General features: G+C 71.4%; 14 protein-coding genes. 5 read left to right on the top strand and 9 right to left on the bottom strand.

Going from position 1 to position 16,912, the window contains the following annotated elements:
* Positions 1-236 precede the first annotated feature (236 nt).
* The 4 genes from purM to HD593_RS01495 form a co-directional block, all read right to left on the bottom strand.
* The gene (gene purM, locus HD593_RS01480) at positions 237-1,262 is read right to left on the bottom strand and encodes a phosphoribosylformylglycinamidine cyclo-ligase (RefSeq protein ID WP_185100338.1); all 1,026 of its coding nucleotides are present in this window, start codon (positions 1,260-1,262) and stop codon (positions 237-239) included.
* A complete protein-coding gene (gene purF, locus HD593_RS01485; protein WP_185100339.1) occupies positions 1,259-2,695 on the bottom strand; it encodes an amidophosphoribosyltransferase in 1,437 nt (478 codons plus the stop codon). The genes purM and purF overlap by 4 nt, the downstream gene beginning before the upstream one ends.
* 50 nt (positions 2,696-2,745) lie before the next feature.
* Complete coding sequence (locus tag HD593_RS01490) at positions 2,746-3,489, bottom strand: SDR family NAD(P)-dependent oxidoreductase (RefSeq protein WP_185100340.1); 744 nt, start codon at positions 3,487-3,489, stop codon at positions 2,746-2,748.
* A gap of 71 nt (positions 3,490-3,560) precedes the next feature.
* Positions 3,561-3,977 (bottom strand): MarR family winged helix-turn-helix transcriptional regulator, encoded by a 417-nt coding sequence (locus HD593_RS01495; RefSeq protein ID WP_185100341.1) that lies wholly within the window; start codon positions 3,975-3,977, stop codon positions 3,561-3,563.
* A 141-nt stretch (positions 3,978-4,118) separates the two neighbouring features.
* Here HD593_RS01495 and HD593_RS01500 point away from each other — a divergent pair, with 141 nt between their 5' ends.
* Positions 4,119-5,297, top strand: a complete 1,179-nt coding sequence (locus HD593_RS01500) for a DUF4190 domain-containing protein (RefSeq protein WP_185100342.1) — start codon at positions 4,119-4,121, stop codon at positions 5,295-5,297.
* On the opposite strand, the gene HD593_RS01505 is transcribed toward HD593_RS01500, so the two are convergent.
* Positions 5,294-5,716 (bottom strand): sterol carrier family protein, encoded by a 423-nt coding sequence (locus HD593_RS01505; protein WP_185100343.1) that lies wholly within the window; start codon positions 5,714-5,716, stop codon positions 5,294-5,296. The genes HD593_RS01500 and HD593_RS01505 overlap by 4 nt on opposite strands.
* 129 nt (positions 5,717-5,845) lie before the next feature.
* Here HD593_RS01505 and HD593_RS01510 point away from each other — a divergent pair, with 129 nt between their 5' ends.
* Both HD593_RS01510 and HD593_RS01515 read left to right on the top strand, forming a co-directional pair.
* The gene (locus HD593_RS01510; RefSeq protein WP_185100344.1) at positions 5,846-7,918 is read left to right on the top strand and encodes a PhoX family protein; all 2,073 of its coding nucleotides are present in this window, start codon (positions 5,846-5,848) and stop codon (positions 7,916-7,918) included.
* Between the two features lie 34 nt (positions 7,919-7,952).
* The gene (locus tag HD593_RS01515) at positions 7,953-9,836 is read left to right on the top strand and encodes an ABC transporter ATP-binding protein (protein WP_185100345.1); all 1,884 of its coding nucleotides are present in this window, start codon (positions 7,953-7,955) and stop codon (positions 9,834-9,836) included.
* Here the strand turns inward: HD593_RS01515 and HD593_RS01520 are convergent.
* Entirely contained in the window at positions 9,794-11,212 is a 1,419-nt protein-coding gene (locus HD593_RS01520; protein WP_185100346.1) for an MFS transporter, read from the bottom strand. The genes HD593_RS01515 and HD593_RS01520 overlap by 43 nt on opposite strands.
* A gap of 73 nt (positions 11,213-11,285) precedes the next feature.
* Here HD593_RS01520 and HD593_RS01525 point away from each other — a divergent pair, with 73 nt between their 5' ends.
* Together HD593_RS01525 and HD593_RS01530 are read left to right on the top strand one after the other, a co-directional pair.
* The gene (locus tag HD593_RS01525) at positions 11,286-11,930 is read left to right on the top strand and encodes a TetR/AcrR family transcriptional regulator (protein WP_246547407.1); all 645 of its coding nucleotides are present in this window, start codon (positions 11,286-11,288) and stop codon (positions 11,928-11,930) included.
* A 10-nt stretch (positions 11,931-11,940) separates the two neighbouring features.
* Positions 11,941-12,687 carry a methylenetetrahydrofolate reductase gene (locus tag HD593_RS01530; RefSeq protein ID WP_185100348.1) on the top strand — a complete coding sequence of 249 codons (747 nt, stop codon included), beginning with the start codon at positions 11,941-11,943 and terminating at the stop codon, positions 12,685-12,687.
* Here the strand turns inward: HD593_RS01530 and HD593_RS01535 are convergent.
* The 3 genes from HD593_RS01535 to HD593_RS64190 are packed head-to-tail and all read right to left on the bottom strand — an operon-like array spanning position 12,648 to position 16,881.
* Positions 12,648-14,117 carry an MFS transporter gene (locus HD593_RS01535; protein WP_185100349.1) on the bottom strand — a complete coding sequence of 490 codons (1,470 nt, stop codon included), beginning with the start codon at positions 14,115-14,117 and terminating at the stop codon, positions 12,648-12,650. The two genes, HD593_RS01530 and HD593_RS01535, sit on opposite strands and share 40 nt — an antisense overlap.
* A gap of 46 nt (positions 14,118-14,163) precedes the next feature.
* Entirely contained in the window at positions 14,164-14,826 is a 663-nt protein-coding gene (locus HD593_RS01540; protein WP_185100350.1) for a Crp/Fnr family transcriptional regulator, read from the bottom strand.
* 33 nt (positions 14,827-14,859) lie between these two features.
* The gene (locus HD593_RS64190; RefSeq protein WP_312903305.1) at positions 14,860-16,881 is read right to left on the bottom strand and encodes an adenylate/guanylate cyclase domain-containing protein; all 2,022 of its coding nucleotides are present in this window, start codon (positions 16,879-16,881) and stop codon (positions 14,860-14,862) included.
* Between the last annotated feature and the right edge of the window lie 31 nt (positions 16,882-16,912).

Below are 16,912 nucleotides of genomic sequence, written 5' to 3' on the forward strand. Positions count from 1 at the left end.
TGAGTGAGGTGGCCGAGGGGCCCGGCGGCGCAGGTGCCGGGATCCTCGCTCACGCTCGTCGGGCCCCACGGGCAACCGTGGGGCTTTCGTCACGTGGGTCGGAAAGCAGCGAACAGGACGCATCACGATCACCTGAGTGATGCGTCCTGTTCCGCGTGCACGGGCTCGGGCGCTCGTGGATTCCCCGCGTGCGCCGGGCCGGCGTCCGTGCGCCCGGCCCGGCGTCCGCCGAGGGCTCAGCGGTAGCGGGCCTGCCCGCTGCCAGGCACGATCTCGCCCATCACCCAGGCGTCCAGGCCGTGACCGGCCAGCAACCGGATGGCCGCGTCCGCCGCATCCGCGGGCAGCACGGCAGCCATGCCGACGCCGAGGTTGAACGTGCGGTCCAGGTCGCGCTGCGCGATCTTCCCGTACGACGCCAGCACGCCGAAGATCGCCGGCGGCGTCCACGACGAGCGGTCCAGCAGCGCGTCCAGCCCCGTCGGCAGCGAACGCGAGAGGTTGCCCTCGATCCCGCCCCCGGTGATGTGCGCGTAGGCGTGCACCTCGACCGCCCGGGCCAGCTCCAGGCAGGGCAGCGAGTAGATGCGCGTGGGCTCCAGCAGCTCCTCGCCCAGCGGCCGGCCCAGCTCGGGCAGGACGGTGTCGAGCGACAGGGAGCTCTCCCGCAGCACGTGGCGGACCAGCGAGTAGCCGTTGGAGTGCACCCCCGAGGAGGCCATCCCCAGCACCACGTCCCCGGCGGCCACCCGCTCAGGGCCGAGCATGGCGGACGCCTCCACCACGCCGGTGCCCGCCCCCGCCAGGTCGTACTCGTCGGGACCCATCGCGCCGGGGTGCTCGGCCGTCTCGCCGCCCACCAGCGCGGCCCCGGCCAGGCGGCAGCCCTCGGCCACGCCGCCGACGATCTCGGCGATGCGCTCGGGCACCACCTTCCCGCAGGCGATGTAGTCGGTCATGAACAGCGGCTCGGCCCCGCAGACCACCAGGTCGTCGAGGACCATGCCGACCAGGTCGATGCCGATCGTGTCGTGCTTGCCGTACCGCTGGGCGATCATGACCTTGGTGCCCACGCCGTCGGTGGAGGTGGCCAGCAGCGGGCGCCGGTACTTCAGCAGGGCCGAGGCGTCGAACAGGCCGGCGAAGCCGCTGGCGTCGTCGACCACCTCGGGCCGCCGCGAGCGCGCCACCTTGTCCTTCATCAGCTCGACGGCCCGCTCGCCCGCCTCGATGTCCACGCCGGCGGCCTCATAGGAACTCACGCTTTGCTCTCCAACACGAACTTGCCCACGTTGTCCTGGTCGATCGGGATCGGGTACTCGCCCGTGAAGCAGGCCCGGCAGAGCCGGTCGGCCGGGATGGTGGTGGCCTTGGTGAGGCCCTCCAGGGAGATGTAGCCGAGCGAGTCGGCGCCCAGCGAGGCGCGGATCTCCTCGACCGACAGCGAGCCCGCGATCAGCTCCGCCCTGGTGGCGAAGTCGATGCCGTAGAAGCACGGCCACTTCACGGGCGGCGAGGAGATGCGTACGTGCACCTCGCGCGCCCCCGCCTCGCGCAACATCTTGACGATGGCCCGCTGGGTGTTGCCGCGCACGATCGAGTCGTCCACGACCACCAGGCGCTTGCCCTCCACGACCTCGCGCAGCGGGTTGAGCTTGAGCCGGATGCCGAGCTGGCGGATGGTCTGCGAGGGCTGGATGAACGTGCGGCCCACGTAGGAGTTCTTCACCAGGCCCTGGCCGTACGGGATGCCGCTCTCCTGGGCGTAGCCCACGGCGGCGGGCGTGCCCGACTCCGGCGTGGGGATGACCAGGTCGGCCTCCACCGGGTGCTCGCGGGCCAGCACGCGGCCGACCTCGACCCGGGTGACCTGGACGCCGCGCCCGGCGATGGTGGTGTCGGGGCGGGCGAGGTAGACGTACTCGAACAGGCAGCCCTTCGGCTCGGCCAGCGCGAAGCGGCGGGACCTGACGCCCTGCTCGTCGATCGTGAGCAGCTCGCCGGGCTCGACCTCGCGGACGAACGTGGCGCCCACGATGTCGAGCGCGGCCGTCTCCGAGGCCACCACCCAGCCGCGCTCCAGGCGGCCCAGCACCAGCGGGCGGATGCCCTGCGGGTCGCGGGCCGCGTAGAGCGTCTTCTCGTCCATGAAGACCAGCGTGTAGGCGCCCTTGACCTGCGGCAGCAGCTCGGCGGCGGCGTCCTCGACCGAGCGGCTGCGGTCCTGCGCGAGCAGCGTGGTCAGGACCTCGGTGTCGGTGGTCGCGCGGATGGAGCCGGGAGCCAGGCGCTGGGCCAGCTCCGGGGTGTTGATGAGGTTGCCGTTGTGGGCCAGCGCCAGGCCGCCCACCTCGGTGGAGCTCAGCGTGGGCTGCGCGTTCTCCCACACGCTGGATCCGGTCGTGGAGTAGCGGCAGTGGCCGATGGCCAGGTGACCGCGCAGGGTGCTGAGCACCGACTCGTCGAAGACCTGGGCGACCAGCCCCATGTCCTTGTAGACGAGAATGCGGCTGCCTTCGCTGACCGCGATGCCCGCGGACTCCTGGCCGCGGTGCTGCAACGCGTACAGCCCGTAGTAGGTGAGTTTGGAAACTTCCTCGCCCGGAGCCCAGACGCCGAAGACACCGCAGGCGTCTTTAGGAGCGCGGTCATGGGGGTCCAGGTCATGGCCGAGCCGGCCGTCGCCCTTCAGCACATGCCTCAGTTTAGGTCGGCCGCTTCCGTGCTCGCACACCCGGGGTGAGATCAGATGGCGTGGGCTGACCTGCCCGCATTCGAACCGTCTCGGATGATCTCTCCCGTGAGGTTGTGGTTGGCCGCCGAGCCGAGGAAGACGATCAGCGCCGCCATGTCGTCGGCGGTGGACAGCCGGCGGGTGGGCGTGCGGGCCGCGAGCCGGTCGAGTACGTCCTGCGGGAACTCGCGGACGCCGGTGACCGTGAGGCCCGCGACGGCCACGTTCACCAGGATGCCGTCCCTGCCCGCCTCCCAGGCCAGGGCCCTGGCCAGGCCGTGCAGGGCCATCTTCGCGGTGCCGTAGGGGCCGGGCCCCGGCACGCCCTCCTCGGCGATGCCGGAGGAGACGAGCACGATCCGCCCCCACCGCCTGCGCCGCATCTCCGGCAGCACCGCCTGGACGAGCAGGGCGTTGCCGACCACGTTGGCGTGCATGGCGGCGGACCACTCGGCCGCGGGCACGTCCTCGAACGCCATGCTGCCCGGCTGGACGTTCCCCCAGCGGACGGCGTTCGCGACGAGCGCGTCCACCGGCCCCGCCTGCGCCACGGCGGGCGCGATGGTGGCGTGGTCCTCCAGGTCGAGGTGGACGGCCGCGCCCCGGGTGCCCTCCTGCTCGATGCGCTTGACGACCTCGGCGGCGCGGTCGGCGCCCGTGTTGTAGGTGATCGTGACGTCCGCGCCGGTTCTGGCGTACGCGAGCGCGGTGGCGGCGCCGATGCCGGACGAGCCGCCGGTGACGAGTACGTGCATGTGAACTCCTTTATTAGCCGACTAATTAGCCAGCTAAGTGCATGTGCTGCCGAACGGACAAGGGCGTTTCGCTAGCAGTGAAAGCGGGGCGTGGCGCGCAGGAACCGGGCGAGCAGCTCGCGCTCCTCGGCCGTGAAGCCGCGCTGGAGGTCCTCGTCCAGCTGGGCCCAGATGCCCTCCACCGGCTCGCGCAGGGCCTTGCCCGTCTCCGTGAGGTACACGCGGCCGATCCGGGGGCGGTCGGGGTCGGGGGCGCGGTAGACGATCCCGGAGCGCTCCAGGCGCTGGAGGGTCTTGGTGACGGTCGGCGGCTCGACGCCCAGCCTGGCGATCAGCTCGCCCTGCGTCAGGCCGTCCTCCCGCCACAGCTGGTTGAGCAGCAGCTCCTGGCCCACGTGCAGGCCGAGCGGGATCAGCGCGGCGGCGAGCTGGTTGCGGTGGGCCTTCATGAGCTTGATGAGCGCGTACGTCAGGGTCTCGTCCAGCATGCACTCATCTTGCCTCCCGCCTGGCGCTTTGGCGCATGGTGACCCAAGGATGAGGCGCCTTTTACCGTGTCGCGTGGTTTAGCCGACGGCTTCCGCGAAAGGGTGAAGTATCCGGCATGCAGACCCTCGGGAGACGCAGACGTGACCACACCTGAGGACCCGAACGAGCCCCGCGAGGGGCAGCGCCCGCGCGAGGACCGGCCGCGGGAGGGCCAACCCGAGAGCGCACCTCCTCAGCACGAGCCCGAGTGGTGGAGCGAGGGCACGCTGCCGGAGGACGAGCGGCCGCCCGCGCTCCGGCCGTACGAGCCGTACGCGGGCGGGCCCACGGGCGGCGACCAGCCTCCGGGGGGCGCGCCTGAGCGGGAGCCTGGGGGTGTGCCCGGGCACGGGCCGGGGGAGGAGGAGCCGATCTCGCCCGTTCCGCCCGTGGTGCCCCGTCCCGACGTGCCGCCGACGCACGAGCCCAGGCCGGCCGGGGAGCCGTCCCATCCCGACCTGCCCACCTCGCCGGAGACGCCGGAGCCCACGGGCGGCGACGCGGAGGCCACCCAGGTGTACCCGATCCCCGGCGCCACCCCGTCCTATCCGGGCTGGGGCGGAGCGCCGCAGGAGGAGCCGCCCGCCAGGCAGGGGCCCTCGCGCTACGAGCAGGGCGACCAGCCGTACTTCGCGCCGCCAGGGGCGGGAACCCCGTCAGGGGAAGGCCCGGCGGCGTGGGAGAGCACGCCGCCCGGAGGGATACCGGTAGCCGGCGCGCAGGCCCAGGGCGGTCAGGAGGGCACGCCGCCCGGCCGGCCGCCCGACCGGGAGCACACCGTTCCGCCGGGACAGGAGCCGGACCCGACGGTGCCGGGCACGACGCCCTCCAGCCCGTACGGCGGCCCGCCCGGCTACCCGCCACCCCCGCCCCCAGGAGCCCCCTACGGCTCCCCACCCGGCCAGTACGGCCAGTACGGGCAACCCGGCCAACCCGGCCAGTACGGCCCCTACGGCCAGTACGAGCAGCCGAAGCCCGGCAGCGGCCTGGCCACGGCCTCGCTCGTCCTCGGCGTGGCCAGCCCCTTCCTGGTGTTCGTCTGCTTCACCGGCCTGATCACCGCGATCCTGTCGATCGTCTTCGGCTGGGTGGCACTGGTGAAGCGCGCGGGCAAGGGCCGGGCCATCGCCGGCATCGTGATCAGCGTCCTGTCGCTGATCCTGTTCGCGATCGTGGCCATCTGGTTCTGGAACGTGGTCCAGGAGTGCGCCCACCTGCCGGGCCAGCTCGCCGACCGGTGCTTCGAGGACAAGTTTCCCTGGATGAGCGGCACCCGCTAAAGCGGCAGATATTCGGAAAGGTCGGCTCGGGAGCCGCTGGCCGACACCGCGCCTTTGGCCATGGCTTCGTCCCAGGTCAACCGCCCGAGCGCGAGCTCGATCCAGGTCCGCCCGTCCATCTCCACCACGTTCGGCGGCGTGCCCCGCGTGTGCCGGGGCCCGGCGATGGCCTGGACGGCCGCGTACGGCGGCACGCGCACCTCGACCGTCCGCCCGGGCGCCGCGCTCGCCAGCCGGTCGAGCAGGTGACGCACCGCCATCCGCCCGGCGTCGCGCTCGGGCTGGAGCCCGCGGTCGTAGGCGGCCAGCACGGCGGCCACGAGCGCGTCGGGCAGCGCGGACGCGGGCCCGTCGTACGGGGGCTCGTCGAGCGCGACGAGCTGGCCGTCGAGGGCCGCTCTCAGCTTTTCCTGATCCATCTTGCGTGGTGGCACCCTGCCATTCTCTCCCGGGAAGCGTTCATCGAGACGGAGGTCATCGTTCACCTCCGGTTTCGACGGCGAACGTAGCCTCCCGGCGGTACAACCGCGCACATATATGGAGGACCTGTGGCGAACCCCAACGCGGGGCCGCGGCTACTGCCGCTGCTTTCCACCCCGCACAAAGGTGGCCGTTCCGCGTTGACCTGTCAGTTCCGCTGCGGAAACGCGTGCGCGCATGACGTGGCCAACACCGCCGACAACGCCTACTTCGGCGACGTGGTGAAGGAGGCGCTGTCCCGCCGTGGCGTGCTGCGCGCGGGCGCGCTCGGCGCGATCGTGGTGGGCACGGGCGTGGCGGGTGCGGTGCCGGCCCTGGCCGACGAGCCCGAGGCGGCCGCCAAGCACGGCTGGAACGGCGGCGGCGGCAGCGACATCCGCTTCACCGCCGTTCAGCCGAACACGGACGACCAGCTGACCGTCCCGGAAGGCTACAAGTCCTCCGTGGTCGTCCGCTGGGGCGACCCGGTGCTGCCCGACGCGCCGGAGTTCGACTTCGACAACCAGACCGCCGACGCCCAGAGCAAGCAGTTCGGCTACAACTGCGACTTCGTGACCGTCTTCCCGATGGGCCGGGACCGCGCCCTGATGTGGGTCAACCACGAGTACTCCGACGAGAGCCTGATGTTCCGCGGTTACACCGGCGGCGCGGCGGCGACCGAGGAGCAGATCAAGATCGGCCTGGCCGCTCACGGCGGCTCGGTCGTGGAGATCGAGCGGGCCGGCAACACCGGCGAGTGGAAGCTGGTCACCAGGGGCCGCCGCCGCTACAACCGCCGCATCACCGCCCAGACCGAGATGCGGTTCAGCGGCCCCGCCGCGGGCAGCGACCTGCTCAAGACGGCCGCCGACACCAAGGGCAGCACGCCCATCGGCATGCTGAACAACTGCGCGGGCGGCACCACCCCGTGGGGCACGGTGCTGACCGCCGAGGAGAACTTCAACCAGTACTTCGTCAACGGCGACAAGGTGCCCGAGGCGCAGAAGCCGTACATCGCCCGCTACGCGATCACGACCGGCACCCCCTCCTCCAGCCGCCGGTTCGACCGTGTCGAGGAGCGCTTCGACCTGGCCAAGCACCCGAACGAGGTCAACAGGTTCGGGTGGATCGTGGAGATCGACCCGTTCGACCCCGACTCCACGCCGATCAAGCGCACGGCGCTCGGCCGCTTCGCCCACGAGGCCGCCACCACGACGCTGGCCCGCGACGGCCGCCTGGTCGTCTACATGGGTGACGACTCGCGCTTCGAGTACATCTACAAGTTCGTCTCCAAGGACCGCTACATCCCCGGCTTCGACCGCCACAACCGGGAGCTGCTGGACGAGGGCACCCTGTACGTGGCCAAGTTCACCGGCGACAGCCCGAAGACCGAGATCGACGGCTCCGGCAAGCTGCCCGCCGACGGCCAGTTCGACGGCTCCGGCGAGTGGATCCCGCTGGTCTCGGGCGACAGGTCGTTCGTGGACGGCATGACCGCCGAGGAGGTGCTGGTCTACACCCGTTCGGCCGCCGACAAGGTGGGCGCGACGAAGATGGACCGCCCCGAGGACGTCGAGCGCAACCCGGTCACCGGCGGCGTCTACGTGGCCCTGACCAACAACACCAACCGCACCGCGGCCCAGGTGGACGAGGCCAACCCGCGCCCGTCGAACAAGCACGGCCACGTCCTGGAGATCGTGGAGCGGCGCAACGACGCGAGCGAGAAGACGTTCGCCTGGTCGCTGCCGCTGGTCTGCGGTGACCCGAACGACGCCAGCACCTACTTCGCCGGCTTCGACAAGTCCAAGGTCTCGCCGATCTCCTGCCCGGACAACGTGACGTTCGACAAGGACGGCAACCTCTGGATCTCCACGGACGGCAACGCCCTGGAGAAGAACGACGGCCTGTTCGTCATGCCGGTCAGGGGCAAGGAGCGCGGCTACGTGCGCCAGTTCCTCACCGTGCCGGTCGGCGCCGAGACCTGCGGCCCGCTCGTCTCCAGCGACCAGCGCAGCGTCTTCGTGGCGGTGCAGCACCCGGGCGAGACGGACGACGCCAGCCCGGAGACCCCGAGCAGCCACTGGCCCGACGGCGGCAGCAGCCAGCCCCGCCCGTCCGTGGCCGTGGTCTGGCACGCCAGGAACAAGAAGATCGGGTCTTGACCTCAACTTAACTTGAGGCCATAGCGTCCATGCCATGAGCATGGAAGTGACCGCCTGGCATCAGCTGTACTCGATGAACAACCGGCCTGAGCGTCGCTCTGTATCCAGGGCGACGCTCAGGCGTATCGGCGCCTTCGCGCGCCCCCACCGGCGCAGGCTGGCGCTGTTCCTGCTGCTCAGCGTGGTGATGGCGGGCCTGGCGGTGGGAGCGCCGCTGCTGGCGGGGCGGGTGGTGGACGCCGTCTTCGCCGGCGAGCCGCTCGGCGTGGTCGTCACGGTGGCGCTGGCGATCGCGGGCCTGGCGATCGCGGAGGCGGGCCTGGGCCTGGTGAACCGGTGGCTGTCAGCGGGCCTGGGCGAGGACCTGATCCTCGACCTGCGTACGGCCGTCTTCGACCACGTGCAGCGCATGCCGATCGCGTTCTTCATGCGGACCCGCACCGGCGCGCTGGTCAGCCGGCTGAACAACGACGTGATCGGCGCCCAGCGCGCCTTCACCGACACGCTGTCGGGCGTGGTGGGCAACGTCGTGACGCTCATGCTGACGCTCGTCGCGATGATCGGCATCTCCTGGCAGATCACGCTGCTGGCGCTGCTGCTCCTGCCCGTGTTCGTGCTGCCGGCCCGGCGGATGGGCACCAGGATCGCCCGGCTGCGGCGGGAGGCGGCCGACCACAACGCGGCCATGGGCACCCAGATGACCGAGCGGTTCTCCGCGCCCGGCGCGACGCTGGTCAAGCTGTTCGGCCGGCCCGCCCACGAGTCGGCCGAGTTCGCGGGCAGGGCCCGCCGCGTGCGCGACATCGGGGTGCGCTCTGCCATGACCCAGTCGGCCTTCGTCACCGCGCTGACGCTGGTCTCGGCGCTGGCGCTGGCCCTGGTGTACGGCCTCGGCGGCTTCTACGCCCTGGCCGGGCAGCTCGCCCCCGGCGCGCTGGTGTCCATGGCCATGCTGCTGACCCGCCTGTACGCGCCCCTGACGGCCCTGGCCAGCGCCCGCGTGGACGTGATGAGCGCGGTCGTCAGCTTCGAGCGCGTCTTCGAGGTGCTCGACCTGGAGCCGCTCATCCAGGACAAGCCGGACGCCCGGAAGGTGCCGGAAGGCCCGGTCTCGGTGGAGTTCGACGACGTGCGCTTCGCCTACCCCTCGGCCGACAAGGTCTCGCTGGCCTCGCTGGAGGAGGTCGCCACGCTCGACACGCGCGGCGGCGTCGAGGTGCTGCACGGCGTCTCGTTCCGGGCCGAACCCGGGCAGATGGTGGCGCTGGTCGGCTCGTCGGGGGCGGGCAAGTCCACGATCGCGCAGCTCCTGCCCAGGCTGTACGACGTCGACTCCGGCGCCGTACGGCTCGGCGGCGTGGACGTACGCGACCTGACCGCGGACTCGATCCGCGACACGCTCGGCATGGTCACCCAGGACGGTCACCTCTTCCACGAGACGATCCGCGCCAACCTGCTGCTGGCCAGGCCGGAGGCGGGCGAGGAGGAGATCTGGGACGCGCTCACCCGCGCCCGGCTGGCCACGCTCATCCGGTCGCTGCCCGACGGGCTCGACACGGTCGTGGGCGAGCGCGGCTACCGGCTGTCCGGCGGGGAGCGCCAGCGGCTGACGATCGCCCGCCTCCTGCTGGCCAGGCCGAGGGTGGTGATCCTGGACGAGGCCACCGCGGCGCTCGACTCCACCTCCGAGGCGGCGGTACAGGCGGCGCTGGGCGAGGCCCTGGAGGGCAGGACGGCCGTGGTGATCGCGCACCGGCTGTCCACCGTCCGCGCCGCCGACCTGATCCTGGTGATCGAGGACGGCCAGGTGGTCGAGCGCGGCACGCACGGCGAACTGCTCGCCGCCGGGGGCCGCTACGAGGAGCTGTACCGCACTCAGTTCGAGGACCCGACGGTCTCCGGGGTCGCGGCGGCCTGAGGCTCCCCGGGCGGCGCCTGCTGGGGGCGCAGCGAGTAGAGCGCGAGCGGGATGGCCGCCAGCACCACGACCGCGGCGACGACCAGCGTGAACCGGTAGCCGTCGAGGAACGCGGGCAGCGGTGCCAGGCCGCTCGCGTTCTGCCTGGCGGTCAGCAGCGCTCCCAGCACGGTGATGCCGAGCAGCCCGAACACCTCGCGGGAGACGTTGAGCACGCCAGAGGCGACGCCTGAGCGCTCCCTGGGCATGCCGCTGACGACGGCGGAGGTCAGGGGGACGAGCAGGCCGCCGCCGAGGCCGTACAGGATGAACCAGGGCGCCACGTCCGCGAAGCCGGCGCCGGCGCCGACGCGGGAGATGAGGTAGATCGCGGTGCCCATGAGCGCCATCCCGAGCGCGACCGTGCGCCCGATGCCGAGCCGCGCGCTGACCTGCTGCGACAGGATCGCCACCACGCCCATGACCAGCGCCATCGGCACGAAGGACGCGCCTGCTTGGGTGGGGGTGAAGCCGAGCACGTTCTGCAGCCACAGGGCGCTGAAGAAGTAGATCCCGAACACGCCGAACGTCCAGATGCCGCTGGTCAGCACGCCGCCGGTGAAGACGCGCGACCTGAACAGCGAGATCGCGATCATCGGCTCGGCCGCCCGCGCCTCGACCGCGACGAAGCCCGCGACCGCCGCCGCGAACACGCCGAACGCGGCCAGGATCGGCGCCGAGCCCCAGCCGAGTGCCTCGCCCTCGATGAGCGCGAACGTCAGCGCGAACAGGGCCAGCGCCGACAGGGCCAGACCGGGCAGGTCGAGGCTGTGGCGCACCCGCGTGACGGCCGGCCGCACGGCCCAGAGCGCGAGGCCGGCCGTGACCACCCCGATCGGCACGTTGATCAGGTAGATCCAGCCCCAGTGCAGGTTCTCGCTGATGAGGCCGCCCAGGGTGGGCCCGAGGGCCATGGAGAGCGCCCCCGAGGCGCTCCAGATGCCCACTGCCCTGCCGCGCTCGGCGGGGTCGGGAAAGATCTGGCTGATCAGCGACAGCGTGGTCGGCGTCAGCAGCGCGGCGCCGACGCCCTGCACGGCCCGCGCCGCGATCAGCATCCCGCCGGAGGTGGCCAGCCCGGCCGCGAGCGAGGCCAGCGTGAAGACGGCCAGCCCGGCGAGGAAGACCCTGCGGGCGCCCAGCACGTCCGCGAGCCGCCCGCCGGCCAGCATGAGCCCGGCGAAGACCAGGATGTACGAGCTCACGATCCACTCCAGCCCGGAGATCGTCAGCCCCAGGTCCCGCTGGATCGTCGGCAACGCGACATTGCCCACGTTGTTGTCCAGATACGTCATGAACGTGCCCAGGGTCACGGCAGCCAGTGCCCACCATCGCATGGTGATTCCCTCCTATACAGCGTACTTGTACGCCGTATAGTGGAACTTGTACGACGTATAGTTGTCAACCGTGATGGGAAAACTGACCGCGCAGGCGATCGCGGAGCGAGCCCTGGAGATCGGCGACACCGAGGGCCTCGACGCCGTGACCATCCGCCGCCTGGCCACGGATCTCGGCGTGACCCCGATGGCGCTCTACTGGCACTACAAGAACAAGGAACAGTTGCTCGTCGGCATGGCCGACCACCTGATCGGCGGCTTCGCGCCCTCGCCCGCCGACGAGCGCCCCTGGCAGGCCCAGCTCCGCGAGCTGACCGAGGGCCTGATCAGGACGCTGCGCACGCACCCCTGCGCCAAGAACGTGCTGGAGCAGATCGATCCCGTCGAGGTCCCCCACTTCCTGGCCGTCTGGGACCGGGCGCTCGGGCTGGCCCGCTCGGCGGGCTTCAGCGTGGACGAGAGCTGCCTGATCACCAAGTACCTGCTGCAGAGCGCCATCGCCATCGCCGACGCGCCGGTCCACGGGCGGGCCGATCCCGCATGGGGCGAGCGGATCAGGACCAAGCAGGTCGGCCTGCAGACGCTGCCCCTGGAGAGGTATCCGCACCTCGTGGAGATGGCCTCGCCGCTCGCGGGGGACATGGACCCGGCCCTGTACGACACGTTCGGGGTCGATCTCGTGCTGGCCGGCATAGAGGCGCTCGCGGCCGGACGTTAGAGTCCAGATCATGCCCTTTGAGCTGATCTGCGAGATCGAACCGCCCACCAAGCCCGATCTGAAGCACGTACGGCACCAGATCGGCACCCTGAGCAAGATCGCCCACGCGTTCCTCATCCCCGACAACCACATCGGCCGCGCGACCGTCTCCAGCGTGGCCGTGGCGCACGAGGTCGAGGCGATGGGCGGGCGCGGCATCGCCTGCCTCAACTCGCGCGACCGCAACCTGCTCGGCTTCCGCCGCGACCTGCTGACGGCGGCGGCGTACGGGGTGGACCAGTTCCTCTTCGTCTACGGCGACAAGCCGACGAGCGGCAACCGGACGAGCGACCTGAACGTGCGCTCGATGATCGAGGAGGCCCGCGGGTTCTCGCCCGACCTGCGCGTGGGGGCCGCCGCCGGGCTGCGGGCGCTGCCCGCGTGGAAGCGTACGGCCGACTTCCTGTTCTCCCAGGTCAGCTTCTCGGTGGAGGAGCAGCTCCGGTGGCGTGAGGAGCATCCGGTCGACGTGCCCGTCTACGCCGGCGTCATGGTCCTGGCCAGCGAGCGGCACGCGCGCACCCTGGCCGCCGCGATCCCGGACATCGCCCTGCCGGAGGAGCTGGTCGCGAGGGTGGCCGCGGACCGCATGGCCGGCGTGGAGGCCGCCTGCGAGCAGGTCCTCGCGCTGCGCGACTCCGGGGCCTTCGCCGGCGTGCACCTCGTCCCGGTCGCCCGCTACCGCGACGTCGAGTCCCGCCTGGCCGCCGCTCTCTGAGGCCGGGCGAGGGCGGCGAGGAGCGCGCCGAGCAGCGCGACCCCGAACAGCACCGCGTACGCCCGCTGGAACCCGTCCATGAGCTGCCCCACCGCCACCGGCGACAGCGTGGACAGGGTTCCCGCGTACACCTGGGCCCGCACGCCGGGCCCCACGGAGGCGGTCAGCACGCTGAGCGACAGGCCGACGCTGATCACGATGCCGACGTTCATCACCATCACGCGGAACCCGTTGACCACCCCCAGGCTGCCGGTCGGCAGCGCCCGCATGACCTGCGTGGTGTTGCCCGTGAGGAACGTCCCGCTGCCGCAGCCCGCCACGAACAGGCCGATCCCGATCACCCAGTACGGCGTCGCCGGATCGGCCGTCAGCATCAGCGTGCCGAGCCCGGCCGCGCTCAGCACCGCGCCGCCGATCGACAGCGCGTACGGCGACACCCGCTGCCCCAGCATGCCCACGATCGGCGAGGCCAGCCCGATCCCGACCGGCACCGGCAGCACGCTCAGGCCCGCCGTGAACGCGTCCACGCCCCGGGCGGCCTGGAAGTACAGCGCCACCACCAGGATCAGCGCCGAGCGGGCCAGCGCGTTGCAGAACGAGGCCAGGTTCGCGTAGGCCAGCAGCCGCCCGCCGAACAGCCGCAGGTCCAGCACCGGGTTCGGGGCCCGCCGCTCGGCCAGCACGACCAGCGGCACCAGCACCACGAACGCGCCGGCCCCCGCCAGCACCACGGGGCTGGACAGCCCGCTCGACCCCGCCGTGGACAGCGCCAGCAGCAGCGCCGACAGCGCCGCGAACACCAGGACGTTGCCCAGCGCGTCCACCGGCTCCTTCGGCTGCCTGGGCATCTTGCGTAAGATCGCCGCGCCCACGCCGAGCGCCAGGAGCCCGGCGGGCACGTTCACCCAGAAGATCCACTGCCAGCCGGCCGCCTCGGCGATCAGGCCGCCGAGCGTGGGGCCCGCGAGCTGGGCCACCGACAGCGTGCCGATGTAGACGCCCATGCCCTGGCTGAGCCGCTCGGGCGGGAACGCGTCAGTGATGATCACGGTGCCGTTCGCGAGGATCATCGCGGCGCCGATCGCCTGCAGGACCCGCATCGCGATCAGGAACCACACGTCCGGTGACAGCCCGGCCAGCAGCGAGGCCACCGTGAACAGCGCGAACCCCGCGAGATATACCTCACGCCTGCCGAGCAGGTCGGCCACCCGGCCGAACAGCACCAGGCTCGCCGTGTTGACCAGCAGGAACGACAGGAGGATCCAGTTCGACTCCAGCGCGTCGGCCCGGAAGTGCCGCACGACCGTCGGCAGCGCCACGTTCAGCGTGCTGCCGGCGATGCCGATGAGGACGAGGCCCAGGCTGGTGACCGCGCACACCTGCCAGGCGTAACGCAGGCGGGTGTCGTCCTGGGGGGTGAGTGCGACCATGCCCTCCACTATGACGTACGGCGTACGTCCGGTTTCTCCCCAGGGGTCACCTTGCTCTCTTGCGCAACCCCTCCAGGTCGTGGATCACCACGCGCCGCCTGCCCGTCTCGATCAGGCCCCGGTCGCGCAGCGTGCGCAGCGCCTTGCTGACGGCCTCGCGGGAGGCTCCGGTCCAGCCGGCCAGCTCGTCCTGCGACAGGGGCAGCGCCACGCGTACGCCGCTGTTGGTCTTCTCGCCGTACCGGTCGGCCAGCTCCAGCAGCCGCGTCGCCACCCTGCCCGTGGTGTCGAAGGCGCCGTACTCGATGCGCTTGCGGTCGGAGTCGCGCAGCTTGTTGCTGATGAGCTGCATGAGCAGGACGGCGATGCGGCCGTGGCTCTCCAGGAAGCCGGGGAAGTCACGTACCACCAGGCCGGCGATCGGCTCCAGCGCGGTCACGGTGGTCGAGCGGGGTGAGCCGTCGATGGCCGACAGCTCGCCGAGCAGCGCGCCTGGCCCGCGTACGGCCAGCACCACCTCGGTGCCGCCGCTCGTGTGGGAGGAGCACTTGACCCTGCCCTCCATCAGCACGAGCACCCAGTCGGACGTGTCGCCCTCGGTCATGATGGTCGTGCCCCGGTCCCAGCGCCGCAGCCTGCCGGCCGAGCGCAGCGCCTCGACCTCCTCGGCCGTCAGCATGGTGAGGAACTCTCCGGGCTCTGAATCCATGCGCCCGATTATGTCGGTACCTGCACCGTCCTACTATGTCATTTCCGTCAGAACGTAGGCCGTGACGAGCTCCTCCTTGCCCTTGAGGTTGAGCGGCCCCAGAGGCTTCACCTTCGCGCCCTCGCCCAGTTGCCCGTACGTCGTCTCGCCGATCACCACCGTGCCCGGCTCGGCGAGGGTCTGGAGCCTGGCGGCCACGTTCACGGCGTCGCCCATGGCGTTGAAGCCGCGCAGCTCCGGGCTGCCGATGTTGCCGACCAGGGCGGGCCCGGTGTTGACGCCCACCCGGAACGTCGGCCACTCGACCGTGTCGACCTTCCAGGCCATCTCCTCGGCGATCTCGGCCGCCGCCTGCTGCATCTGCAGCGCCGCCTTGCAGGCCTGCCGCGCGTGCCCGTCCTGCGACGCGGGGGCGTTGAACAGGGCCAGCAGCGCGTCGCCGACGAACTGCACGATCGTGCCGCCGTTGTTCAGGATGCAGGGGACGGCGGCCGTGTGGTAGCGGTTCAGCATCTCGACGATCTCGCCGGGGGTGACCTTCTCCGAGAACGTGGTGAAGCCCTTGAGATCGGCGAAGAGCGCGGTCAGCTCCTTGAGCTGGCCGCCCAGCTCCGCCTGCGCGGGGTCGGCGAGCAGCGCGTGCGCCACGTCCGGCGACATGTACTGGTGGAAGAGCGTGTGCAGCTCCTGGTAGAGCCGGGCGTTCTCCAGGGAGATCGACAGCTGCCCGGCCAGCGTCGCGGCCAGCGCCTCGTCCTGGCTGGTACGCCCGATCGGCACCTCCAGCACGCCCGCCAGGTTGCCCTTGACGGTCAGCGGGAAGGCCAGGAGCTGGTCGCGCCTGATCGGGTTGCCGTCGGTGAACGCGTAGTCGCGCGAGCCGATCTGCGTCCTGCCCTCCGAGACCAGGGCGATCTTGACGTCCCCGTACGCCTGCCGTACCCGCTCCAGCGACACCGTCAGCAGCTCGTTCTCCGGCAGCCCGACCTTGGTCTGCGCGCTCACCGCCACCAGCGCGGCCAGCCGCTCCGAAAGCTCCCGCTCGTTGGCCAGCGCCTCGCCCGCCCGGTCGAGCACCGCGGCCTGGCCCTCGTTGAGCCGGAACTTGCCCGACAGCCGGGTCGCGGCCAGCGGCTCGCCCCGGCGTACGTGCTCGACCAGCTCCTCCAGCGCCTCGTCGTAGTCGCGCTGGATGCGCCGTACGGTCGCCGACAGCGCCACCGAGTCGAACAGGCCCGCGCTCGACCCCTCCCGCCTGAACTGCAGGTACGCGCTGTAGGCGACGAAGACGAAGGCCAGGGTGAGCAGGATGTGCCACTCCCACCACGACAGGTGCCAGTTGAGCTGCGACATGCCCGCGATCATGGATTCGGCCAGCAGCGCGTACGCGGTGATCAGGCTGATCAGCATGGCCGCCGGCCGCCGCCGGTGCAGCAGGAACATCATCACGCTCGCCGCCACGTACAGCAGCAGGCCGGGCACCGAGGCCCACACCAGCCAGTCCATCGGCGAGACCATGGGCGGCTCGCTGAGCGCCGTCAGGCCCGGGACCAGCGACACCACACCCCAGAGCACCATGAACCCGACCAGCGCCCCCCGGACGAAGTGCTGCGCCCCGAGCACGGCCTTGGCGGCCTGCTCCCGCAGCGGCAGCGCCGAGGCGAACGCGAACGCCGAGGCGATCGTGAGGCCCACCTGCTGCCCGAGGTCGAACCCGATGGAGCCGGTCGGCAGGATGACCTTCGGCGTGGCCAGCCCGTGCAGGAAGAAGAACCCGGCACTGCTCAGGAAGACCATGGAGACCAGGAACAGCCGCGCGTCCTGCCGGCGCCTGGAGGCCTCGCTGATGAGCACGCCGAGCGCCACGTTGACGCCGGCGACCAGGAGGATCAGCCAGAAGTGGCTCGCGTTGTGCTGCCAGAAGACGTTGATGTGCGGCTGGGCCAGCAGCAGCCAGAGGCCGAGCAGGGGCAGGAGGAGATGGATGGCCCAGACCACGCCGCGTACGGGCTGGGTGGCCGGGGGAAGGTAGGGCGTGGAACCGCGCGTTGGCACAGACCTGATTATCCACGGGCGCCCGGTGTCT

It is taken from the genome of Nonomuraea rubra (assembly GCF_014207985.1).
Classification (GTDB): Bacteria; Actinomycetota; Actinomycetes; order Streptosporangiales; family Streptosporangiaceae; genus Nonomuraea; species Nonomuraea rubra.